This window comes from Flavobacterium sp. DSR2-3-3 (assembly GCF_049896585.1).
Lineage (GTDB): Bacteria > Bacteroidota > Bacteroidia > Flavobacteriales > Flavobacteriaceae > Flavobacterium.
On the sequence record NZ_JAFCUP010000005.1, the window covers coordinates 260,439 to 285,125 of the forward strand.

General features: G+C 35.4%; 20 protein-coding genes. 4 read left to right on the forward strand and 16 right to left on the reverse strand.

All coding sequences use genetic code 11. From position 1 onward, the window contains the following. Positions 1-72: 72 nt before the first annotated feature. From ACP7AQ_RS09065 to uvrC, 7 genes are all read right to left on the reverse strand, one after another. Complete coding sequence (locus ACP7AQ_RS09065; RefSeq protein WP_426095232.1) at positions 73-1,287, reverse strand: peptidoglycan DD-metalloendopeptidase family protein; 1,215 nt, start codon at positions 1,285-1,287, stop codon at positions 73-75. Between the two features lie 20 nt (positions 1,288-1,307). After that, a complete protein-coding gene (locus ACP7AQ_RS09070) occupies positions 1,308-2,243 on the reverse strand; it encodes a tryptophan 2,3-dioxygenase family protein (protein ID WP_426095233.1) in 936 nt (311 codons plus the stop codon). Beyond that, the gene (locus tag ACP7AQ_RS09075) at positions 2,243-3,013 is read right to left on the reverse strand and encodes a DUF3108 domain-containing protein (protein ID WP_426095234.1); all 771 of its coding nucleotides are present in this window, start codon (positions 3,011-3,013) and stop codon (positions 2,243-2,245) included. Before ACP7AQ_RS09075 ends, ACP7AQ_RS09070 begins: the two co-directional genes overlap by 1 nt. Before the next feature lie 292 nt (positions 3,014-3,305). Beyond that, positions 3,306-4,466 (reverse strand): 4-hydroxyphenylpyruvate dioxygenase, encoded by a 1,161-nt coding sequence (hppD, locus tag ACP7AQ_RS09080; RefSeq protein ID WP_426095235.1) that lies wholly within the window; start codon positions 4,464-4,466, stop codon positions 3,306-3,308. A gap of 206 nt (positions 4,467-4,672) precedes the next feature. Next, positions 4,673-5,830, reverse strand: coding sequence for a homogentisate 1,2-dioxygenase (locus ACP7AQ_RS09085; RefSeq protein ID WP_426090683.1), 1,158 nt, complete (start codon positions 5,828-5,830; stop codon positions 4,673-4,675). A 184-nt stretch (positions 5,831-6,014) separates the two neighbouring features. Next, positions 6,015-8,213 carry a patatin-like phospholipase family protein gene (locus ACP7AQ_RS09090; RefSeq protein ID WP_426095236.1) on the reverse strand — a complete coding sequence of 733 codons (2,199 nt, stop codon included), beginning with the start codon at positions 8,211-8,213 and terminating at the stop codon, positions 6,015-6,017. A 36-nt stretch (positions 8,214-8,249) separates the two neighbouring features. Next, positions 8,250-10,052: an excinuclease ABC subunit UvrC gene (uvrC, locus tag ACP7AQ_RS09095; RefSeq protein WP_426062333.1), complete on the reverse strand. Its 1,803-nt coding sequence runs from the start codon at positions 10,050-10,052 to the stop codon at positions 8,250-8,252. Between the two features lie 130 nt (positions 10,053-10,182). Here uvrC and ACP7AQ_RS09100 point away from each other — a divergent pair, with 130 nt between their 5' ends. From ACP7AQ_RS09100 to ACP7AQ_RS09110, 3 genes are read left to right on the forward strand one after another with little or no spacing between them, the layout of a single operon-like run. Continuing rightward, a complete protein-coding gene (locus ACP7AQ_RS09100) occupies positions 10,183-11,163 on the forward strand; it encodes a succinylglutamate desuccinylase/aspartoacylase family protein (protein WP_426095273.1) in 981 nt (326 codons plus the stop codon). A gap of 10 nt (positions 11,164-11,173) precedes the next feature. Further along, positions 11,174-11,737, forward strand: a complete 564-nt coding sequence (locus tag ACP7AQ_RS09105; protein WP_426095237.1) for a 5-formyltetrahydrofolate cyclo-ligase — start codon at positions 11,174-11,176, stop codon at positions 11,735-11,737. A 42-nt stretch (positions 11,738-11,779) separates the two neighbouring features. Next, positions 11,780-11,977 carry a hypothetical protein gene (locus ACP7AQ_RS09110; RefSeq protein WP_091203470.1) on the forward strand — a complete coding sequence of 66 codons (198 nt, stop codon included), beginning with the start codon at positions 11,780-11,782 and terminating at the stop codon, positions 11,975-11,977. Between the two features lie 64 nt (positions 11,978-12,041). Here ACP7AQ_RS09110 and ACP7AQ_RS09115 read toward each other — a convergent pair whose 3' ends face one another. The 9 genes from ACP7AQ_RS09115 to gdhA all read right to left on the reverse strand — a co-directional run bounded on the left by ACP7AQ_RS09115 (position 12,042) and on the right by gdhA (position 23,527). Then, positions 12,042-12,641: a lipoprotein signal peptidase gene (locus ACP7AQ_RS09115; RefSeq protein ID WP_426095238.1), complete on the reverse strand. Its 600-nt coding sequence runs from the start codon at positions 12,639-12,641 to the stop codon at positions 12,042-12,044. Positions 12,642-12,726: 85 nt separating this feature from the next. Then, the gene (locus ACP7AQ_RS09120) at positions 12,727-13,107 is read right to left on the reverse strand and encodes a TraR/DksA family transcriptional regulator (RefSeq protein ID WP_426062336.1); all 381 of its coding nucleotides are present in this window, start codon (positions 13,105-13,107) and stop codon (positions 12,727-12,729) included. A gap of 7 nt (positions 13,108-13,114) precedes the next feature. Next, positions 13,115-16,573 (reverse strand): isoleucine--tRNA ligase, encoded by a 3,459-nt coding sequence (gene ileS / locus ACP7AQ_RS09125; RefSeq protein WP_426095239.1) that lies wholly within the window; start codon positions 16,571-16,573, stop codon positions 13,115-13,117. Positions 16,574-16,809: 236 nt separating this feature from the next. Further along, positions 16,810-17,847, reverse strand: coding sequence for an alpha/beta hydrolase (locus ACP7AQ_RS09130; protein WP_426095240.1), 1,038 nt, complete (start codon positions 17,845-17,847; stop codon positions 16,810-16,812). 355 nt (positions 17,848-18,202) lie between these two features. Continuing rightward, positions 18,203-18,406, reverse strand: coding sequence for a helix-turn-helix transcriptional regulator (locus ACP7AQ_RS09135; RefSeq protein WP_426095241.1), 204 nt, complete (start codon positions 18,404-18,406; stop codon positions 18,203-18,205). After that, positions 18,396-18,857, reverse strand: a complete 462-nt coding sequence (locus tag ACP7AQ_RS09140) for a hypothetical protein (RefSeq protein ID WP_426095242.1) — start codon at positions 18,855-18,857, stop codon at positions 18,396-18,398. The genes ACP7AQ_RS09135 and ACP7AQ_RS09140 overlap by 11 nt, the downstream gene beginning before the upstream one ends. Before the next feature lie 110 nt (positions 18,858-18,967). Beyond that, positions 18,968-19,681, reverse strand: a complete 714-nt coding sequence (recO, locus tag ACP7AQ_RS09145; RefSeq protein WP_426095243.1) for a DNA repair protein RecO — start codon at positions 19,679-19,681, stop codon at positions 18,968-18,970. 90 nt (positions 19,682-19,771) lie between these two features. Then, positions 19,772-22,060, reverse strand: coding sequence for a T9SS type A sorting domain-containing protein (locus tag ACP7AQ_RS09150; RefSeq protein ID WP_426095244.1), 2,289 nt, complete (start codon positions 22,058-22,060; stop codon positions 19,772-19,774). 123 nt (positions 22,061-22,183) lie between these two features. Continuing rightward, positions 22,184-23,527, reverse strand: a complete 1,344-nt coding sequence (gene gdhA, locus ACP7AQ_RS09155) for an NADP-specific glutamate dehydrogenase (protein ID WP_426062343.1) — start codon at positions 23,525-23,527, stop codon at positions 22,184-22,186. A 278-nt stretch (positions 23,528-23,805) separates the two neighbouring features. Between gdhA and ACP7AQ_RS09160 the strand changes: the two genes are divergently transcribed. Then, the gene (locus tag ACP7AQ_RS09160) at positions 23,806-24,609 is read left to right on the forward strand and encodes a THC0290_0291 family protein (protein WP_426090674.1); all 804 of its coding nucleotides are present in this window, start codon (positions 23,806-23,808) and stop codon (positions 24,607-24,609) included. Positions 24,610-24,687 lie beyond the last annotated feature (78 nt).

The window sequence follows — 24,687 nt, forward strand, 5'->3', positions numbered from 1 at the left end:
ACCATCTATAATTACCAGAAGCATTTCAGTTTTTAAGCTAAATATATTTTTAAAGAGGTATGTATTGTTAAATTATAAATTAGCAACACTGTCTAATTGAAATTTTAAAGGTGTTATTTGTTCCAGAAAACGACTTTTGTTAATCCCGCCCATGGGTTCGCCAGTAGGCAGTTTAAGCCTTAGCGCATCAACTTGCTTACCATTTTTCCAAAATCGATAACACACATGTGGACCTGTTGCCAAACCAGTACTTCCTACCAAACCAATGACCTGTCCTTGATTAACACGCTGTCCGCGTCTGACTAATATTTTTGACATGTGCAGGTATTGTGTAGAATAGGTTCCGTTGTGTTTTACTTTTACAAAATTCCCGTTTCCGGCCGTAAAACCACTTTGCTCTACAACACCTCCTGCCGTAACTGTGATAGGAGTTCCGCGTGGTGCCGCATAATCCGTTCCTTTGTGTGCCTTCCAGCGGTGTTGTACCGGATGAAAACGACTTGTGGAAAATCGAGAGGATATTCTGCTGAATTTTATTGGAGATTTAAGAAAGAAATTTTTCAGTGTTTTCCCTTGTTCATCGTAATAATCTATTTTATTCGAATTCTGAGCAAAAGGAAATGCATAAATAATTTTTCCTTTGTATTCAAAAAACGAAGCTTCCAGTTCTTCCACTCCATCATAAACAGTATCATTAATAAACCGTTCAGTAAAAGTTATCGCAAAACGATCGCCTTTTTTTAGCTTCATAAAATCAATGGAATAAGCGTATATTTTGGTTATTTTACTAGCTAACGCCCCTTCGATCTTGGCATTGCCTAAAGTTTCTGACAATGATTCTTTCAAAACGCCACCAATAGTGCGTCGCTTTATGGTAATTGGTTTTGTTTTTTTGTAAACAGCGACCGCTGTATCGCGAAAGTCAACTACATAATAACTTAAATTATCAGGTTGGTAGATAAAAACCTGTAATTCATGCTTTTTGTTTTTTGACCGAAGGACTGTAAAGGGTTTATTTATCCTAATGCTTCGCACATCAAAGCTATCCCTGACTTTAGCGATAATATCATATACTTCTCGCTCTCCAATATTTTGCTCTTCTAACAAGGTCCCAAAAGTATCTCCTTTTTTTATAGTGTCGTGAACGACATTAAAATCAGCATATACGAACCCAAACTCACTTTTTTTAGGAATAAGTTTTACTACTTTTTCCTCCTTTATTTCCTCCGTTTTATTACATGATACTAAAGAAAATATTGCTATTATAACTATAAATATTTGTTTCAAACCTTGTTTTTTAATTCAACCTACATTTCTACTCCCCAATTTTCTAATTCATGGCTACTCCATAATTCCGGGAAGAAAATTCTTCTCTGGTATTTTGGATGCATGTATTTTTTCCAGTCACTTCCACCAGTAGCTTCTCCATCTCCTTTTCCACTTTGATCAATGTATTTTATTGCTGTATTTAAATGTTGCATTACCCAAGTAATATTCACCGTGTGATCATAATGACGCATCGCTTGAACTAATTCGGGATTTTTTTGATCCAATTCCGGCAATTGTTTAAATTTTTGCCAAATGTTTATGGTATTGTATTCCTCCATGTGAGCCAGGAATTCCTTCTTATATTTTTTTTCAAATTCCTGCAGTAAAAATGATTTTTTTCCAGTGTGATAATCTTTACCGGCGGCTTGCCAATACAAATGCTCCAGTGCAAACTCATAAGAGGTATTTCTGTCAATTGTATCTTTATAACGGTGGTCAATAAGATTTATTAGGTCAGTCGAAGAAAATTCTATTAGGCGATATTGCGCACTCTGAAAACCACTCGCAGGTGTGAGTGTATTTCTAAATTTCATGTACTGTTCCACTTCCATTCCGTCTCCCATAATGCTGAAAGAGGTGGTTAACATATCAAAATAACGACTGATTCGCATTAATCTTTCGGTAAAAAAAACCGTATTAATAGCCTCACAATAAGAAATTTGCCTCATTTCCCACAGTGTCATTTTGAATATCAATTCATTAACCTGATGGTACATGATAAAAACCATTTCGTCAGGTAGCGTGGTTCTTTGAATTTGAAGATTCAATAAAGCATCCGTTTGGATATAATCCCAATATGTAATTGGTTTTGACCACAATAACCCTTCGAGTTGCGTCTCCGTTTTTTGATTTATTGCTTCATATTTATGCTCAATTTCTTTTAAAATAGCTTCTGAATTGCCGTTATTGCTCATTATTGTTTTGTTTTAAAAGGTTTTTTCAAACCTCTATAAGCATCTATATCTGCTTTAATTGAACCAACTGCCAAACTAGCTTTTATTCTCAATGGCACTTTATTGTCATCATCCGAGATCCAAACCGTAAGACTTTCTTGCTCTTTAAAAACACGTCCTGATTGTACCAAGGGTCGGAAAATCATTGCCGGAACAACGCCAAATTTAGTGGTAATATCTTCCCTTCCAATAAACTTTAGCTTGAATTTAGTACTTTCATCATCAAAAAACATGTCAATTGCCACTGATTCCCCAATTTTTAACTTATCAATATTAGGATGATTCCTTAGGTAATAAAATGTTGAAAGAATATCTTGTGTATTTTTTGGAACGTAAAGCGTTTTTTCGGTTTTGTGTTTGTAATCTTTTACGACAACTTTATTGACGGACTGATTGAAAAAACCTTCTTGATTTTTAGTGTAGCCTCCTTCATCAATTTTTCGAACAAAGCGGTATGGATTTCTCGTTTCCTTATCAATGTAGCTTTCGTATAAATCATCTACTTTAAAGAAAAACCGAGACATTCCTGTGGTATAACCTTTCCCAACGACATGAAAAGTTTTTTTATTATTTATCGTTGCATCTTTTACTTCTAATGTTGCATATCCAGCATTCACTATTCCATAATGTATTCTGAATTTAAAAAATTCCCCCACGTCGTAAGCATCTTCCTGAGGAGAATCAAAGCTTACTGTTATAATCAATACAAAGAATAAGATTAGTTTTTTCATTACTTAATTTGTCAATTTATTGACTGCACGATCAAATTTTGTTCCAAATATATCAAAACAAAAAAACTCAGTCAAAAAATGACTGAGTTTTTATGCTATTAACTAACCAAAAAACTATAAACTATGAAATTTATATGAAATTAGGAAGGAAACCACCCCTTCCCTTTTTGCGAGTGCAAAGGTAGCTAACAAATTCAGTTATATTTGTTAAAAATAAAGTTTAACACAACATTTACAAAAAAACATGCTACTCATCGGTTTTTTTTTCACTATATATAAAAATAATCGGTTTTTATAACGTTCCTCGCAATTGTTGTTCTCGCTCAATTGATTCAAATAGCGCTTTAAAGTTCCCTGCACCAAAACCTTTGGCACCCATTCTTTGAATGATCTCAAAAAACAAGGTTGGTCTGTCTTGCACCGGTTTTGTGAAAATTTGCAATAAATATCCTTCTTCATCGGCATCGACCATAATAGCTAGTTTCTCGATTTCATTCAAATCTTCTTTCATCATTTTCATGTGATCACCCAATCGCTCCGGAACGGCCTCGTAATAGGCATGCGGTGGAGCGGATAAAAATTCGATTCCTCTCGCTTTCAATTGAGATACCGTTTTGATAATATCATCCGTTGCAATAGCGATATGTTGAATTCCAGGTCCACCGTAAAAATCTAAATATTCTTCGATTTGCGATTTTTTCTTTCCTTCAGCAGGTTCGTTGATTGGAAATTTGATTCTTCCGTTTCCGTTTGACATTACCTTACTCATCAACGCGGAATATTCAGTATTGATTTGTTTGTCATCAAAAGAAAGAAAATTCACAAATCCCATTACGTCTTCATAGAACTTTACCCATGTATTCATTTCGTTCCAACCCACATTTCCTACCATGTGGTCTATATATTTTAATCCGGTTGGCTCTGGATTGTAATCGGATTTCCATTCCTTATATCCAGGTAGGAAAACACCATTATAATTTTTTCGTTCTACAAAAATATGAACCGTTTCCCCGTACGTGTAAATTCCGGAACGTACTACTTCTCCAAATTCGTCTTTCTCGACTGTTGGTTCCATAAAAGCGCGCGCACCACGTTTCATTGTTTCCTCATATGCGCTTGTGGCATCTTCGACCCAAAGCGCAGCCACTTTTACTCCGTCACCATGTTTTCTCAAATGTTCGTGTATTGGAGAATCTTGTGTTAATGGCGTGGTTAATACAATGCGGATCTTATCTTGTTTCAGCACATACGATGTTCTGTCTCGTACTCCGGTTTCTAATCCTGCATACGCCAATGACTGGTAACCAAAAGCGGTTTTATAATAATGTGCAGATTGTTTTGCGTTTCCTACGTAGAATTCTACATAATCGGTTCCTAATAATGGAAGGAAATCTTGCGCTCCTTCGAATATTTTTTCTAGTCCGTACTCTACTGATTTAAGTTCTTTGCTCATTGTGATTTATTTTTTGATTCGGTATTGCTAGTTTTGGAACGCGGATGACGCGGATAAAACAGATGTACACGGATTTATTAATTTAAAATTATGTTGTTGTTTACTCTAAAGCCCTAGCCCTGATGGTCGAATTGCTCTCGCAATTACCTTTTTCTGGCTTCTTTAGCCAGGAAAAGATATAGCGTACAGCAGGAAATAGCTCCTAATTACTCTACCCAAGATTTATAATATTGGCCGTCGTCCAATCCCATCGCTTCTTCGGTGACCATTAAAGGGCGGAAGGTATCCACCATAACCGCTAATTCGTGGGTTTCTGTATGACCAATGCTGCGCTCCATAGCACCTGGCGCCGGTCCGTGAGGAATTCCTTTTGGATGTAATGTGATATGACCTTGTTCTATATTGTTGCGACTCATGAAATCCCCATCTACGTAATATAAAACCTCATCACTATCAATATTACTGTGATTGTAAGGCGCCGGAATGGCTTTTGGATGGTAATCGTACAATCGTGGAACGAACGAACAAACGACAAAAGTTGAAGTTTCGAAAGTTTGATGAACTGGTGGTGGCTGGTGTACCCGACCTGTAATGGGTTCAAAATTGTGAATACTGAATCCGTATGGAAAATTATAACCGTCCCAACCTACGACATCAAAGGGATGCGTGGCATAAACGACTTCATGCATCATTCCTTCTTTCTTGATTTTGATTAGAAAATCACCTTTTTCATCGTGCGTTTCTAACTCGTTTGGCAAAATGAAGTCGCGTTCGCAAAATGGCGAATGTTCTAGATGTTGACCTGATTCGTTTTTATAGCGTTTTGGCGTGTAAAAAGGCGCATATGATTCGACGTAAAACAACCTGTTTTCCGAAGTTTCAAAATCAATTTGATAAATCATTCCACGAGGAATAATCAAGTAATCTCCATATTCGAAAGGAATATTTCCCATCATGGTGCGCAATTTTCCTTTGCCTTTATGAATGAAAATCATTTCATCGGCATCGGCATTTTTATAGAAATAACTGCGTAATGATTGTCTGGGTGCGGCTAATCCAATGATACAATCTTTATTGACCAACATGGCTTTGCGGCTGTCCAGAAAATCGTCCTCGGGCTTTAACTCAAAACCTTTTAAAAGTAATGATTTGATGTTTTTTCCAATGGCAATTTTTGGTTCCACCGAATAAGAATTGAGAATTTCCTTGACTTGCGTAGGCCTGTGAACATGATACAATAAGGACGAATTACCGTGAAATCCTTCTGTGCCAAAGAGTTGTTCGTAATACAAACCACCATTTGGTTTTTCGAATTGTGTATGTCTTTTTTGAGGAAAAATCCCTAATTTGTGGTATAAAGGCATGATTTTTTTGTTTAAAAGTGTAACAAATTAAAGTTGAGAGTACTTTATAATGTGCTATGATAAATCAAAAAAAGAGCAGTTACTCAGGATTTCTCTTAATAAGAAATTGAAGATACTCTAATAAACCTAGCCATTTTGTTTTCATTATAACAAATATCGGAATTATTATTGAAATAAATTATAATTAAAACAAAAACCCAATACTGAACCAGGTAAATCCCTTGGGCTGTTCCGGGGACCAAGAATATTTTATTTCTATGGGTCCAATGACTGTTTCCAAACCATATCCGACGGCATAACCAGAATATTTTGGAATTGAAATCCAATCCACCGTTTCAAAAATCCGATCACCAATATTAGCAAAATTTGCCGAAAAATTGATGTGGTTCTTTTTGTAGAACTCATAATCTACCGTTCCCGTTGATTTTATGTAACTATTGGCAGCCAAGCTCAAATAATCGTAACCATATAAATATTTGAAATTATTAAGCGGATTATAACCATAACCCCCCAAAATAAAATTAAAAAAAGCAACGCTTTGCTGACCAAAAGAAAATCCAGCATCCGTTTGTAATTTTATTGTCGCGTTTTTAAATAAAGTTGCTGCCACCCCAAAATCACCCTTGGCGATTGAGTATGGTTTAAAATCGCCCGTATAATTCGAAGAAAGCAAATACGATTGAATATCACCTGTGAAATACCATCCTTTTTTGGGGAAATATTTATTATCAAAAGAATCGTATTTCATGTACCCAAAAAGACTTAAATAATTACTGTTGTCAATTATTGGATCTACATTGGCGAGTGTTTCAGATTTTATTTTTAAAAATTTCAATTCTACTCCGCCACCAATTAAAAATTTTTGAACAAATAACGATTGAAAATAAGCTTGATTTGTAAAATCAGTAAAATCAATATTAATGGAATTTATATCCGGATTATTAAATGTTGCACTACTGATTTCTTTAGCCACATTTCTATTGAATTGGTTGTAATGGGATTTGAAACCAAAACTTAAATTAAATCCATTTTCAATGTAATAATCTAAATTATACCTGAAATTATCTCCTAAAATAATATCCAATGACGCAATATCATTTTTAAAAAGTGTTTTTTTACGAGTCAAATTTACTAACACCCCACTTTTGAATAAATTATCATAATGCAACCCGAATTTCAAATAAGTTTTTGTCGGATTTTCTCTCAAACTAATATTTAGGTCAACATCTTCCTTGTTTGCTTCCAAGGAATACGATATGGCACTGAAATTTTTTGTGGCATTAATATTATTAATTCCCTTTAATAAATCATTGTAACACGTTTTTGTCCCCGGCTTAAATCGTAATTTCCCAATGACATACTCTTTCGTGTAATTATCTAATTCATTGCTGTTTATTGCTCTAATTTGTATGCTGTCGGAACGTAATTCTAACTTTGGTTTCCGGTACGGGTTAGACTCATCGACAATGTTTTTTATTTGTTCGTAAACCGCAAAGGTAGCTTCTTCGCCTTTTCTTATAATTTCGTTTCCTTTGTCAAATGAAATCACTCCATATTGTGTAACATCCGGTTTAATGTAGATATCCGTGTTGGTTACATTTTTCCTCATTCGCTCGATAGACTGAAGATTCGTGATTTGCACCAAAATTTTAGTGGCATCTCTGAGTTGTGTTCGGTCGTATAAATCATTTTGAACATCGACCCCAATAATGATATCAGCACCTAATTTTCGTACCTCTTCAATGGGATAATTATTAACAACTCCACCATCTACCAGAATTTTTCCATCAATTTCAACAGGGGAAAATAAAGAGGGAAACGCGGAGCTTGCAATCATGGCCTGCGCCAAATTTCCTTTGTTTAACAGGACTTCTTCACCGGTTTCAATATTAGTACCAATACATAAAAAAGGAATCGGAAGTTGATTGAAATCCCTTATGTGTCTTACGTTTCTCGTAATTGTGCTCAATAAATTATAATTATACATTCCTTTAGACAAGGCTTCCGGAATTCCAATTTTCATTTTATTAAACGGCAGAACTAACGCATACAATTCATCATTTCTTCTTTCGTAAAAATTTTTAGAAGATCTGGGAATAAAATCGTTGATTAGTTCATTGAAATTTGTCGCCTGAAAAATAGAATCAATCTGATTAGCATTGTATCCCGAAGCATAAAGTCCCCCAATAACAGCTCCCATACTGGTTCCGCCAATGTAATCAATCTTGACTCCGGCTTCTTCCAATACTTTCAAAACTCCAATATGAGCAAATCCTTTTGCACCACCACCACTCAAAACCAAACCTATTTTAGGTCGTTTTTGCTCTTGCGAAAACACAGCCAAACTGGCAAAAACAATGAATAATAGTGCGATTTTCTTCATAAGCAGCCATTTGTTCCGTGATAGAATGGGCGAATATTAATTTTCCTTTGTTGCCTTGTAAAATTCGGTAATTTTTTTGGCTTTCGATATACCTATAACGTCCGAAATTTCTTTTTCTGTCGCTAATTTCAATCTTTTAACACTTTTAAAATGCTGAATCAAAGTCAACATGGTTTTTTCTCCAATGCCGGGAATGGATTCTATTGAAGAATTCAGCGCTGCTTTACTCCTTTTGTCCCGGTGGTGCGTAATCCCAAAACGGTGCGCTTCGTTTCGCAATTGCTGGATTATTTTGAGTGTTTCTGATTTTTTATCTAAATATAACGGAATAGAATCTCCCGGGTAAAACAACTCTTCCAGTCTTTTGGCAATACCAATAATGGCTATTTTTCCGCGTAATCCCAGCTCATCGATACTTTTCAATGCCGAAGACAATTGTCCTTTTCCACCGTCAATAATTATTAAATTCGGTAACGGTTGGTTTTCATCCAGCAATCGTTTGTATCTTCTGTACACTACTTCGGTCATAGAGGCAAAATCATCAGGTCCTTCAACCGTTTTTATATTAAAATGACGGTAATCCTTCTTACTTGGTTTTCCATCTTTAAAAACCACACAAGCCGACACGGGATTCGTTCCCTGAATATTTGAGTTATCAAAACATTCAATGTGTCTTGGCTCTACCGGCAATCGCAAATCTTTTTGCATTTGCGCCATAATCCTTTTAGTATGGCGATCCGGATCTACAATTTGCAGTTGCTTGAGTTGTTCAATGCGGTAAAACTTAGCATTTCGAATGGATAAATCCAGAATTTGCTTTTTGTCTCCCAATTGTGGAACGGTGATCTTTATATTTTCACCTAAATCAACGTGAAACGGAACGATGACTTCTCTGGATAATAAATGAAAACGCTCCCGTAGCTCGACAATCGCCAATTCTAATAATTCTTCATCGGGTTCATCCAATTTCTTTTTAATTTCCATCGTATGCGAACGAATAATTGAACCATGTGAAATTTGAAGGAAATTCACATAAGCCGCGCTTTCATCCGAAACTATTGAAAACACATCGATATTAGTGATTTTTGGATTTATAATCGTGGACCGAGATTGGTAATTCTCCAGAACTTCGATTTTCTCTTTTATTTTTTGAGCTTCTTCAAAATGCATATCCGCAGCTAGATTCGTCATGACCCGCTTGAAATCCTTCATGCTTTCTTTGAAATTTCCTTTCAGGATTTCGCGAATAGCATCCACCTGCTTTTGATAATTTTCTAAAGTTTCTAATCCTTCGCAAGGCCCCATACAATTACCAATATGATATTCGAGGCACACCTTGAATTTCCCGCTTTCGATATTGCTTTTACTCAAATCATAATTGCAAGTTCTAAGCGGATACAACTCTTTAATCAATTCTAAAATAGTACTTACGGTTTTGAAACTGGTATACGGACCAAAATATTCCGACCCATCTTTTACCATTCTTCGAGTTGCAAAAATGCGCGAAAAAGGTTCTTTCTTGATGCACAACCACGGATAACTTTTATCATCCCGCAGTAACACATTGTAACGCGGCTGCAAGGTTTTTATCAGATTATTTTCCAATAAAAGGGCATCGGTTTCCGTAGGAACTACAATGTGTTTTATCGTGACAATTTTCTTTACTAGCACATTAGTTTTAGCCGTATCATGAATTTTATTGAAATAGGACGCAACTCTTTTTTTTAAATTTTTGGCCTTGCCCACATATAGAATCTTTCCTTCTTTATCGTAATATTGATATACGCCAGGATTATCAGGTAAGGTTTGAATTTGTAAGGCTAAAGTTGTTGGATTCATGTAACAAAGTTAATCTCAAAAATCCCGAAATACAAATCAATACTCTTGAAATCGTTCTGGCAAAATTTTTATCAGAATTTTAGTTTCTAATTCGTTATAATCCTTATTTTTATCGTTTGAAGAACTTATGATGAAAATCAATACCACACCTATCGTTCTTTTTGGCGAAAGCATTATTCCGGGCGAAAACAAAACCATCAATGTCGAAATTGCCAGACTGCACACCACTACAAAATTGAACATCCCTATAATAGTATGTCGCTCCAAGTTTGAAGGTCCCGTAGTGCTTTTCTCGGCAGGAATTCATGGCGACGAAATCAATGGCGTCGAAATCGTAAGACAGCTCATTCACAAAAAAATCAACAAGCCAAAAAAAGGTACAATCATTTGTATTCCAGTCATAAACGTATATGGATTTGTTAATAAATCCAGAGAATTTCCAGACGGTCGAGATTTAAACCGCGTGTTTCCGGGAAGCAAAACGGGTTCATTAGCCAGCCGATTTGCATTTCATATTTTAGCCGAAATCATGCCTCTGGTTGAATATGCCGTCGATTTCCATGCCGGTGGAGCCAGCCGTTTCAACGCACCACAAATTAGAATAACGCATAACAATCAGGAATTAAAAATTCTGGCCGATGTCTTTAATGCGCCGTTCACCCTATATTCCAGAAACATAATGGGGTCTTTTAGGAGTTCTAGCGAACGAATGGATGTCAAAATGTTGCTTTTTGAAGGCGGAAAGTCATTAGATATCAATAATGCTATCGCCGAAGAAGGCATAAACGGAGCGAAACGTCTGCTTTCGCACCTTGATATGCTAGACCCAAAACATACTGTAGTCCATCAGAAATTCAACACCATCTATATTGAAAAATCAGGCTGGATACGAGCCAAATGCTCCGGATTATTACATGATTATGACACTGTAGGGAAATTTGTTAAAAAAGGAACTATTCTTGCAACCATAACTGATCCGTTCGGGAAGTTTGAGCGAAAAGTAAAAGCGACAAACGACGGTTACATTATAAATGCCAATCATTCCCCAATTGTGTATGAAGGCGATGCCATTTATCATTTGTCAAATGCTTTTGGAGAAGAAGGCGAATAAAATTACTATAATGGACAAAACTGCGTTGCGAAAAAAATACAAAGCCTTACGGAATTCCCTTTCAGAGAATGAAATCGAGGAAAAGAGTTTGGCTTTAGCCAATAAAATACTGACACTTCCTCTTTGGGAGCAAACCTACTTTCATATTTTTCTACCTATTACAGAACAAAAAGAGATAAATACCGAATTTATTCTTCACGTATTATGTGGAAAAGACAAGGAAATTATTATCTCCAAAGCTGATTTTGCCACCCTAAAGATGACGCATTTCCTATTGACTGACAATACTAAAATCAAGAAAAACGACTACAACATTCCAGAACCTGTTGATGGCATTGAAATTCCTTCGACTAAAATCGATGTGGTTTTTGTTCCGCTTTTGGCTTTCGACGAAAAAGGAAATCGTGTGGGTTATGGAAAGGGATTTTATGATGCCTTTTTATCAGAATGTAAACCGGATGCAATCAAAATTGGACTTTCTTTCTTCGAACCCGAAGAACAAATTACCGATGTTTTTGAAGGTGACATACGACTGGATTATTGTGTGACGCCAAATTCAATTCACTCGTTTTAATTTTAATCCGTACTTTCGCATCATATATAATTCAATTAAGTTATGAGAACATTCAAAAATTCAAGATTTGCCGTAAGCGTTATGGTTATTTTATTCGCCGTTTCATTTTCAAACTGCAGCATTCAAACCGGAACCAGCAGATCAACCTATAAAGCTAAAAGACTTCCTCCAGGTCAAGCTAAAAAAATATACGGCGGAAAAAGCGCCAAACGTTATGCACCCGGACACAACAAAAACTAATAAAGTAAAAAGACCTGTTCAAATCATGAACAGGTCTTTTTGTATGTGGTAAAAAACGTTGAATCTAATCGTGATGAAATGCTTTTTTATTGAAAAAAATCAAGATTCCAACTCCAGTAGAAATCGCCATATCTGCAATGTTGAAAATTGCATTGAAAAAAGTAAATTCTTTTCCGCCCCAAATTGGTAACCAACTTGGTAAATTTCCATGCCAAAAAGGAAAGTAAAACATATCTACTACTTTTCCGTGAAACCAAGTTCCATAAGGTTCATCTGAGAACAAAGTGGCTAATTGTTGTTGACTGTCGTCAAAAATAACGCCGTAAAAAACAGAATCAATGATGTTCCCGAAGGCACCTGCTAAAATCAACGAAATGGCTACAATTAAATAATTAGAACTGTGTTTTCTTTCTACAGAATCCCATAGCCAATAACCAATTCCAGCAACAGCAACCAACCTAAAAAGTGTCAGGAATAATTTTCCGTACGTACCCGGAATTTCAGTACCCCAAGCCATTCCTTCATTTTCGATAAAAAGAATTTTGAACCATTTGAATACTTCAACTTCTTCACCTAGAATAAAATTAGTTTTAATATATATTTTGGAAACTTGATCGACAAGTAATAAAATAAAAATAAGGAGATACGCTTTTCGTAATGACATTTTATAAATTTTAATGGCGCAAAAATAACAATTTAATCAAAAAAAACGCTCCCAATGGAGCGTTAAATCTTGTTTAACAACAGGTTTATCGTTGCAAGTTCTTTGCTTCGATACTCATTGTTGCGTGAGGAACGATTTTTAATCTTTCTTTCCCTATTAATTTGCCTGTAACTTTACACAGTCCGTATGTTTTATTTTCTACACGGAAGAGTGCGTTTTTCAAATCACGAATAAACTTTTCCTGACGAATAGCCAGTTGAGAATTTGCTTCTTTAGACATGCTTTCACTTCCTTCTTCGAATGCTTTGAATGTTGGAGACGTATCGTCAGTACCGTTATTCAAATCATTCATGTAAGCGCTTTTTATTAAATCTAAATCTGATTGTGCTTTTTGAATTTTGTTCAAGATTATCTGTTTGAACTCAGCCAAATCCGCGTCTGAGTATCTTGTTGCTTCTTCTACCATCTTTATATTATTTTGAAATTAATAGCATTGTTTTTATATTGTCAAATTCGATTTCTGTACCGTTTTCTATTTCATCCACAAAAACCAAATCGCTTGTTAATGTTTCTGATTTTATATACGCTTCATTTTTTAAAATCGCCTCTTCTAAAATTCCATTTCGTTTCAATTGAACTTTGATTTTATCAGTAACTTCAAATCCCGAATCTTTACGGATATTCTGGATTCTGTTTACTAATTCTCTGGCAATTCCTTCTTGTTTTAATGCTGGTGAAATTGTAATATCCAGCGCAACCGTTATTCCGTTTGAATTGGCCACCAACCAACCCTCAATATCTTGTGATGTTATTTCTACCTCTTCTAAAGTTAAAATTACGTTTTTTCCTGCAATAGTAATACTCAAACTTCCTTCCTTGTCTAATTGAGAAATTTGATCTTTTGAAAATCCTTGTATTTCCTTAGAAATCAAGCCCATATCTTTTCCAAAACGAGGTCCGAGCGTCTTAAAATTAGGCTTAATTTGTTTCACCAAAACACCAGATGCATCATCTAAAAGTACGATTTCTTTCACGTTTACCTCTGCTTTTATGAGGTCAGAAACGGCCTCTATTTCAGCTCTTTGATTGTCGTCAAGTACTGGAATCATTACCTTTCGCAACGGCTGGCGTACCTTTATCATTTCCTTTTTTCGGAGTGATAACACCAATGATGAAATAGTCTGCGCCTTCTGCATTTTGCTCTCTAACATTTTATTAACATAGTTTTCAACCGAAATTGGAAACTCCGCCAAATGTACACTGTCGTACTTTTCTGACTGTGTTGCTAAGGTTAAATCTCTGTAAAGTTTGTCCATAAAGAATGGAGCGATTGGCGCGCCCAATTTACTTATGGTTAACAAACACGTATATAAAGTTTGATATGCAGCGATTTTGTCTTGCGCATATTCCCCTTTCCAGAAGCGTCTTCTACACAAACGAACGTACCAGTTACTCAAGTTTTCCTGTACAAATTCTGAGATTGCACGAGCTGCTTTCGTTGGTTCATAATCCGCATAAAAACCGTCCACTTCTTTGATCAAAGTATTCAATTCTGATATGATCCATTGGTCAATTTCCGGTCTTTCGTTTACCGGAATTTCTGCTTCTTCAAATTTGAAACCATCAATATTGGCATACAAACTAAAGAATGAATAGGTGTTGTATAAAGTTCCAAAAAATTTACGGCGAACCTCAGCGATTCCTTCTAAGTCAAATTTCAGGTTGTCCCAAGGATTTGCATTCGATATCATGTACCAACGCGTCGCATCCGGACCGTATTCTTTTAATGTTTCGAAAGGATCAGCGGCATTCCCTAAACGCTTGGACATTTTTTGTCCGTTTTTGTCTAAAACCAATCCATTTGAAACTACATTTTTATAGGCTACTTTATCAAAAACTAATGTTGCTATGGCGTGCAAAGTATAAAACCAACCACGAGTCTGATCCACTCCTTCGGCGATAAAATCAGCAGGAAAATCTTTATTTTCGTCAATTTTATCTTTATTTTCAAAAGGATAATGCCATTGCGCATAAGGCATAGCTCCAGAATCAAACCAAACATCAATTAAATCAGCTTCACGCGTCATTGCTTTTCCAGAAGCAGAAACTAATGTAATTTCATCAACTACATTTTTATGCAAATCAACTAAATCATAATTTTCTTCCGTCATATTTCCAATTTGAAAACCTTTAAAAGGATTTTCTTTTTGGAAACCTGCAGCGATAGATTTTTCAATTTCGTTGTATAACTCTTCAACAGAACCAATTAAGATTTCCTCTTGTTTGTCTTCGGTTCTCCAAATTGGCAATGGAATTCCCCAGAATCTTGAACGCGATAAATTCCAATCGTTGGCATTTTTCAACCAATTTCCAAAACGTCCTTCTCCTGTCGCTTTTGGCTTCCAGTTGATAGTTTCGTTCAAGTCAAACATTCTGTCTTTAACTTCAGAGATTTTTATAAACCAAGAATCCAAAGGATAATACAAAATAGGCTTGTCTGTTCTCCAACAATGTGGGTAACTATGGACATATTTTTCTACTTTGAACGCTCTGTTTTCTTCTTTCAATCGAATCGCGATTTCAACATCTACGGAACGTTCTGGCGCTTCACCTTCGTTATAATATTCGTTTTTCACATATTTACCGGCATATTCGCCCACATGTGAAGTGAATTTTCCTTGTAAATCTACTAACGGAACCGGAGTTCCATTTTCGTCCAGAACTAACATTGGAGGGATTTCTGGTGTAGCTTCTTTAGCTACTTTTGCATCATCAGCACCAAAAGTTGGAGAGGTATGCACGATTCCCGTCCCATCTTCGGTAGTCACGAAATCCCCTGAAATTACTCTAAAAGCATTTTCAGCATTCTGATACGGAAGCACTAATGGCATTAATTGTTCGTAACGAATGTCAACTAAATCAGCTCCTTTGCATTCCGCCAAAACCTGATATGGAATTTTTTTGTCGCCTTCATTAAAGTTTTCAAAATCAGCAGGATTAGTACTTTCAAAAAAGCCTTTTCCGAATTGTTTTGCCACTAAATTCTTGGCTAAAATCAATGTAGCCGGACGAAACGTATATTGATTGAATGTTTTTACTAAAGCGTATTCGATTTTTGAACCTACAGTCAAAGCCGTATTACTCGGCAATGTCCAAGGAGTTGTTGTCCAAGCAAGAATAAAGATTTCGTGTAAATCCAAAGCTTCTAACTTATAATGCAGTAAATTATTAGAACTGATATAATCGTAAAACTTAGAGAATAACAATTCTTTATGCGCGTCAATTACTTTAAATTGTGCCACAACAGTCGTATCCGTAACATCACGGTAACTTCCTGGTTGGTTCACTTCATGCGATGATAATCCTGTTCCTGCTTTTGGAGAATACGGCTGAATAGTGTAGCCTTTGTACATCAAATCCTTGTTGTAAATTTGTTTCAAAATCCACCAAACCGTTTCCATATATTTAGATTTGTAGGTCACATACGGATCTTCCATATCTACCCAATAACCCATTTTTTCGGTCAGATCATTCCATACATCCGTGTAACGCATTACGGTTTTTTTACACGCTTCGTTGTATTCTTCGATGGAAATGGTTTTTCCAATATCTTCTTTGGTAATTCCTAATTCTTTTTCGGTACCTAATTCCACAGGCAAACCATGGGTATCCCAGCCGGCTTTACGCTTTACTTGAAACCCTTTTTGAGTCTTATATCTGCAAAAAATATCTTTAATAGCACGCGCCATCACGTGGTGAATTCCAGGTAATCCATTTGCCGAAGGCGGACCTTCAAAAAACACAAATGGTGGGTTCCCTTCACGAGTGGTTACACTTTTCTCAAATATATTTTCTTTCTTCCAAAAATCAAGTACTTCTGATGCTACAGTTGGTAAGTCAAGTCCTTTGTATTCAGTAAATTTTGTGCTCATTTTATCCTTTTCTATATCAAAGTGCGAAAGTAATAAATAGTTATGAGTTATAAGTAAAGAGTGAAGAGTTTTTGCATTATCGAGGACGTTAGGATCCTTTTATGGAGTACAAATGGAATAAAAATTTATATGTCAGTTTTGTCTAGTTCTGAGAAAAAAATAAAAAAGCATCCAGATTGACAGATCAAGGATGCTTTTTTTAAAAATATATTGATTTACACGTACAAAATCAAGCTTTATTTCAATGCTTTTTTTATTTCTGAAGCTGCCTGCAATAACGCTGATTTAGTTCCGGGAACGGTGCTAATTGGATTTAACAATCCCCAGTCGTGAATCATGCCATTATACCGTGTTGCAGTAACTTTTACTCCTGCTTCGTCTAACTTACGCGCATACGCTTCTCCTTCATCTCTTAAAATATCATTTTGTGCTGTTTGTACCAATGCTGGTGGCAATCCTTTTAATTGATTAGTTGTTGCCTGCAAGGGTGAGGCATAAATTTCCTTACGTTGTTTTAGATCACTTGTATAATTATCCCACATCCAAATCATTGAATTTTTAGTCAGGAATCGATCTTTTGCAAATAAGTTATAGGATTCTGTTTCAAAATTAGCATCGGTAATTGGCCAAAATAAAACCTGTAATTTAATAGTTGGTCCTTTTTTATCTTTAGCCATTAACGCGACAACCGCCGCCATGTTTCCGCCAGCGCTGTTTCCCGAAACTGCAAGTCTTTTACCTTCTACTCCAATTTCTTTTCCATTTTCAGCCACCCATTTCGTAGCATTATAAGCTTGATTGATCGCAACTGGATAATGAGCTTCTGGAGATGGCGTATAATTAACAAAAACCGCTGCAGCACCAGATTCAACCACTAAATCTCTAATCATACGTTGGTGAGTAGGAAAATCTCCGAGCACCCAGCCTCCTCCGTGAAAGAACATAAAAACAGGTAATGTGCCTTTTGCATTTGCGGGTTTGACTATGTTCAGCACAATGTTTTGTCCATCCACTACAATCGTTTTGTCTGTAACAACTACGCCAGAGATGTCAACTTTTACTGACGACTGCAAGGCGGTCAGCGCTGCCCGGCCTTCTTTTGGTGGCAATTGTTCTGCTGGTTTACCCGGTGCAGAATTAAGGACTTTCAAAAATTCTCTGACATTGCTATCAATGTTAGGATCTTTTGAAGCGTCTTTTGTTTGTGCAACTACTTCACCAGAAAAAGCAATCGCTAACAACAATGTTCCGAATTTTTTTAGTTTTGATTTCATGTTGTGAGTTTTAAATTTAATAAAAGAACAGTATTCCGTAAATGAATTCTATCGAAATTAGGGCTTCTTGTTGTACTAAATTATATTATGACTTTTGATGTTTTAAAACTTGATTACTCCTTTACTGAAGGATAGTAAAAATAAGTTGCATAGTAATCAAAATTATGATTATCAGTAGGTTGTGATATAAAAATGAATAATTATATCAAATATACTAAATAATTATTTGACAATTTTAAAATTTATAAGTTCTTTAATAGCATTTTTAATGATACGCTAAATCAGAAAAAATATCAGTAAATTATTGATTATTTTAAATACGCAGAATTTCTTATCTCCTTACAGTTATTACCTATTATTTTTCATCGCCTTCTAACTCGAAGAAATCATTAACTGATTTTTCAAATAACTTTGACAGTTTTAGCGCCAGAAGTGTTGATGGCACATACCGATTGGTTTCAATGGAATTTATAGTTTGCCTCGAAACACCTATTTTCTCTGCCAATTCTTCTTGCGTAATATTTAAAATGGCGCGTTCAACTTTTAGTCTATTCTTCATTATACGCTTTTTTTAACTTCCTGAAAGTTAGAATCTGAATAGTTAGCAAAAGTGCTAAAACAGCAACATCTTTACTTCCATTCATTTTTGGCGTATATGAGTTGTTAAAATAAAGAGCATAGTTAACAAAAGGCATTATTAAATAAAGTAGCACTGCTCCCATAACTGCATAATTATACGATTGCAGACGGATTTTTATCATTAACTCATCTTCCATTTTCTCTTTTGAAATTGAAATCATAAGTAATCCTAAAACAGCAAAAGTCCAAGCAATTCTCTCAAATAAATCACGGTGTTGAAGCTCCCCTAAATAGCTGGAGATAATGGGAACTGAAATGATTGAAATAATAAACAAAACTAAACCAACAATTTTAAATTTATTGGGCAACTGGTAACCTATAAATTTATTGATTTTCTCGATATCTCCTTCTTGTTTTACTTTTGGTTTCATAAAGATAATTAGATAAAGCTTGCTTTACTTAAAGAACAACAAACTTGATTAAAAGACAAATATACTTTACTTTTAAATGCAAAATTATATTTTAATAGAAAAAATAATCTTTAAGAGAAAACTTCTCTTAAAACATCTAAAGATTTTGGTTTTTTGAATCCGTCCAAATGAAAACTGAAGTAATCAATCAGTATTCGCAATACGATTTGTCTTTCGATGACATGAAATGTTTTTTGATTGCTATCGAATTTTAAATCAATCAGTTTTTTAAATAAAGTACTTTCATGCTCCGTAAGTGAACTGATGGCGCTAAAAGGCGTAAAAATACCTTCGTTCATTTCGAAAAAAGGCATATCCATGTCCGAAGTATCAGGATAAAAGCCTAAATATTTTGTAGTTTCCAATAATAAAATCAAATGAAAATTAGCAATTTCATCGTGATTGTCCAACCAATGCAAAGCCGCTTCGAGAAAGGCAAAAAGCGGCTCGTTTTCTTCCTCTTCATGAATCGAATGGTGCAGCATTTCAGAAATGAACATTACAATCGTACTTTTATAAATATCTGAATATATTGAATGAAAAGGCGAGGCAATTTTTATTTCCTTGAAATTTTCTAAAGTGCCTTTGTTTTTATGAACCGCCTCAATCTCAAGAATTGTCAAGGGTTGAAAATATGCAATTTTCTGATTGGATTTTCTAGAAGAAAAAGCATCCCGAACAAAATACGATTTTAACCCATGAGACAAAGTGAAGCATTTCACAATCAAGCTTTTTTCTTGAAATTTTAAAGACGAAATAACGATGGCTTTGGTTTTTACTAACAAGTTTATAGTATTAGATTATTAGACTTCTTAGATTATTAGATTTTAGAGAACTGACCACTATTCTCATACTTAGTGACTGATCACTGAACACTATCTAATTATCATTACTTTTTTAACTTTCGTTTCCACCCCGTCTTGCGCCGAAATAAAAATCATATACACTCCAGAAGCGACTTTGTATTTACCGAAAGCTGTTGTGTCCCATTCCATTGTTCCACCTTCGGAAGTAGCTTCATGCACTAAATTTCCTTCAATATCGGTGATTTTAATAGTAGCTTTATCCAGTAATCCGGCAATTTTGATGGTTCCTTGGTATTCTGGTCGCACTGGATTTGGATACACGTATGCATTACTTAAATCATCATTGGCAGCAGTCGAAACTCCTTTGAAAGAAACTAATCCTTTGGCAGTAGCGATAAAAACTTCGCCTGTAGCATTGTTTATATCGATATCATTTATAATGTTACTGGGCAACGGTGAATTGTCTATTGTAAAATGATACTTGGTTTCCTGTCCGTTTGGCGATACTAAAAACAAGCCTGAATCCGCAGTGCCAATCCATTTATTGTTCGCCCCATCTACGGCAATATCGGTAATAAACTGTTCATACAACAACTCTTGCGCCAGGTTATCCTCTAAAATTATTATTGGATTCGCTGTCATTTGGTCCTCTGATTGAAAACTACTTACGTTTGGCAAAACCCGCAAACCTTTTGTCGTTCCTATCCACAATTGGTTTCTGGTGTCTACCGCAACCACTCTTACATTTGAAATTGGCAAATTCCCGGTATCAGGTCCTGTTGTTATTTTTTTAAATTTATTGTTACTTTCATTAAACCCAACAACACCATCTTCACTAGTAGAAAGCCATTTGGTGCCATTTTTATCGATGGCAATTGTACCAAAATTATTATCTATCGGTGAAGCCAAAATCGCATCCATAGCATAACTTTGCCACTGCCCATTTGGTTTTAGTACTTTTAATCCATTTTTTATTCGGCTGGTGGTAACCCAAAGATTCCCGGATTTGTCAAATGCCGTTCCATTAACCCTGATATCAATGTAATTAGGACCTACAAATGTCAAAGACTCTAAGCCACTATTGGTTTGATTGTACAAAATTTTTGGTACGTCATTCTCTATTTTTAATAATCCCGAAAAAAAAGAACTTGCATATACTTCATTTTCATTGCTGGGATTAATTGTAACTCTGGTTATTGATTTCGCCCCAAAAACTTTTTCATAAGGAATATTTAACCATCCAGCGGCACTGAATTTACTGATACCGTAACTGTTTAATGGATACGGATTGTAATCGCCGGAATAATCGCCGTAAACTGTCCAAAGCACATTCGGTGTGGCCTGAAGCGCGAATATATTGTTTCTGGAAGGACCTGTAGGCGTTATATTTTCAAAAGTTGCAGCCGAAGAAAGCGAAGTGGTAATAAATCCGTTTTCTTTTGTTCCAATAAAAACAACACCTCCAATTATAGTAGCGCAGGTAAATCCGAGATTGCTTTCCGGGATTTGGTTGGTATTTATTTGGCGCACCAAAACCATTTGATTGTTGTAAATATAGATACTATTCAAAGTTGTCAGTATCAAATAATCTGTTGTTGCTCGCATATCTACTGCACGCTGGGGAAGCTGAGTAAATCCAGTAAAAGAATTTGATGTGGTAGAAAATTTTTGAACATTCCCAAAAGAATCAACAGCATACAAATCGGTGTCAAAAGTTGTTATTCCGGACCAATTTCCGGTTGTAATTGTTGCCCATTGCTTGAAATCGATTAAATTTTCATTAAATATAGCGGCTCTTTTTATTCCATTATTGGTAGCGGCATAAATAAACCCATTGAATAATGCAGTTTGATTCACAATGATTTCAGCTCCATTATCACCAATAAAATAAGTATCGCCAAATTGCATGGTGGTCAAATTAAATTGGACAATTCCAAAATCACAGGAAACATAAGTAACACCTTCAAATTCCATGAAGTGATTGATTTTTTTTATGTTTGCCGGAAGCTGTTTATTGACAATATCGACCACATTCAGAATATTTCCATCGGCTTCATTAATAACAATTATGAGTCCGTTTTCATAACCTACTATTGTTTTATTGAATGTTGCGCTGTGGTAAACCGATGAAATAGTCTGTCCGGAAAGTCCATCAATAGTATTGGTCGTTTTGATTAAATTTGTTGTGGTATTCTTAGAAAATAATGCATTTTCTGATGCGGCAAAAACAGCGGTTGCAGATTCCGAAACATCTTTAATTTCATTGTAGGAGAAATAGCCCTGCCATGACAAATTACTTTGGGCAAAACCCATTTGTACAAAAAGCAGAAGCAAAAAATATAAAACGCTCTTTTTCATTATTTGTATGACTATTGGTTTACAAATATAGAACAAACGAAAGTCTTAGCATTTTGTTACATAAAAAAATGCCTTCGACCAATAACATGGAAGAAGGCATTTTAAATTATAATAAAACCTTATTTACACCACCCCTTGAGCTAGCATAGCATCCGCTACTTTTACAAATCCGGCAATGTTTGCTCCTTTTACGTAATTCACATATCCTTCGCTGTCTGTACCATATTGTTTACATTGATTGTGTATTCCAACCATGATTTCTTTTAACCTTGAATCTACTTCTTCGCTTGTCCAGTTCAAACGAATAGAGTTTTGAGTCATTTCTAATCCCGATGCCGCTACACCACCTGCATTTGCTGCTTTACCTGGTGCAAAAAGTACTTTGGCTTTCAAGAATTGTTTGATGGCCTCTAATGTACACGGCATATTTGCCGCTTCAGTTACACAAATAACACCGTTTGCAATTAATTTTTTAGCATCTTCTTCGTTCAACTCATTTTGAGTTGCACAAGGAATCGCTATATCTACTTTTACTTCCCATACGCTTTTTCCTCTGTGGAAAACAGCTTTTGGATATTTCTCTAAATACGCTTCGGCTCTATTATCACCTCTTGCTCTCAATTCAAGCATGAAATCAATTTTATCACCAGAAATTCCTTCTTCATCATAAATGTAACCATCAGGACCAGAAATTGTAACTACTTTTCCGCCAAGGTCATTTACTTTTAAAGCAACTCCCCAAGCGACATTTCCAAAGCCAGAAATTGAAACAGTCTTACCGCTAATATTTTGACCAATAGTTCTCAACATTTGTTCCGCAAAATACACTACTCCATAACCCGTAGCTTCCGGTCTGATTAAAGAACCGCCGTAAGCTAATCCTTTCCCCGTTAATACTCCGGTAAATTCGTTTCTGATTCTTTTGTATTGACCAAATAAATACCCAATTTCTCTGGCTCCAACTCCAATATCTCCTGCAGGTACATCCAATTGTGGCCCGATGTGTCTGCACAATTCAGTCATGAAAGACTGGCAAAAACGCATTACTTCACCATCAGACTTTCCTTGTGGATCAAAATCAGATCCTCCTTTTCCACCGCCCATTGGCAAAGTGGTTAAACTATTTTTGAATACTTGTTCGAATGCTAAAAACTTAAGTACTGATAAATTCACGGTATGATGAAAACGTATTCCACCTTTGTAAGGTCCAATTGCTGAATTCATTTGAATTCTGAAACCTCTGTTTACCTGAATTTCCCCTAGATCGTCTACCCATGGAACACGAAATATAATTGACCGTTCTGGTTCAGTTATTCTAAGGAGCAAATTTTTTCCGTCGTATTTTTTTTGCTCTGCAATAAATGGAATTACAGTTTCTGCAAATTCCCTAACAGCTTGAATAAATTCAGGTTCATTTGGATTCTTGGCTTCAACTTGAGCCATAAAATCATTTATTTTTAGTAACATAGATTATAAATAATTAATTAAGAAAACGATTTCGTTATAATTTACAAAGATACATTTTATAAAAATATTCGGACTCTGTTTTTTCAATTTATCAATAGAATTATCTTTTTATTAAGCATTCTTAACCAATTGTATTTAAGATCTCCACTTTTACAGCTAATAACTACCACTTTCGTAAGTAAATAAGAATTTGTCTACTTATTTTTAATTGTGAATTTATGTACATAAATGAATGATGTTTTTTATATATTTGTCGGGATTTGAAAATTTTGCCCCTAATGATCAAACAAATAATACCGCTTTTACTAATTTTTGTAGGATTCTCTACTAATCTAAATGCTCAGTTCGGTGGGTTTTCGCATGAAGTGGGAATTATTGCCGGTCCACTAGCTTTTCAATCGGATTATGGAGAACGACATGATTTTTCCACAAACGCCGGAAACACTGGAATTGGTATTGGAATTATTCACTATTTAAACTTTTCTTACAAAGCAGATTGTAATTGTTATACTCCTGAAACGTATTTTAATGACCACTTTAAATTAAGATCTGAACTATCTTATAATAAAACTGAATTGCAACATTTTGGACAATATGTTGAAGGAAAACCGTCGTTAGGAAAAGAGCAATTGAAAGCAATGACTGGGAGTACCGCGGTTACTAATCTTGGTATGCAACTGGAATTTTTCCCATGGAGTATTCGTGATTTTACAGCAAGAACAGGCAGCATTGGCCCATTTGTTAGCGTTGGCGGACAATTTAGTTATTACAATGCTGAAGTTTCATCCGCTTTAGGTCCGTTAGGAACTCCTTTGACAACGTTTCCAAAATATTTAACACCAACCGACGGCCGTCCTTATGGATTTTCTTCGGAGAGCGGTACCGTTTGGTCCGTTGTTTCCAGTGTGGGAACTCGTTATAAATTAGCGCCCTTATCGGACTTAATGGTTGATTTAAGATTCCAATATTTCTTCTCGAATTGGGTAGATGGTTTAAATCCTAATCCGGAAATTTATAAAGAAAATAAAGCAAACGACTGGTTGGTTTGGTTTAATGTGGGATATATTTATTACTTACAATAGCATTTAAAATACTCCTTATAAAAAACGAAAGCTCCAATTCTAAATTTTGAATTGGAGCTTTTGTTTAAAAGATATTCT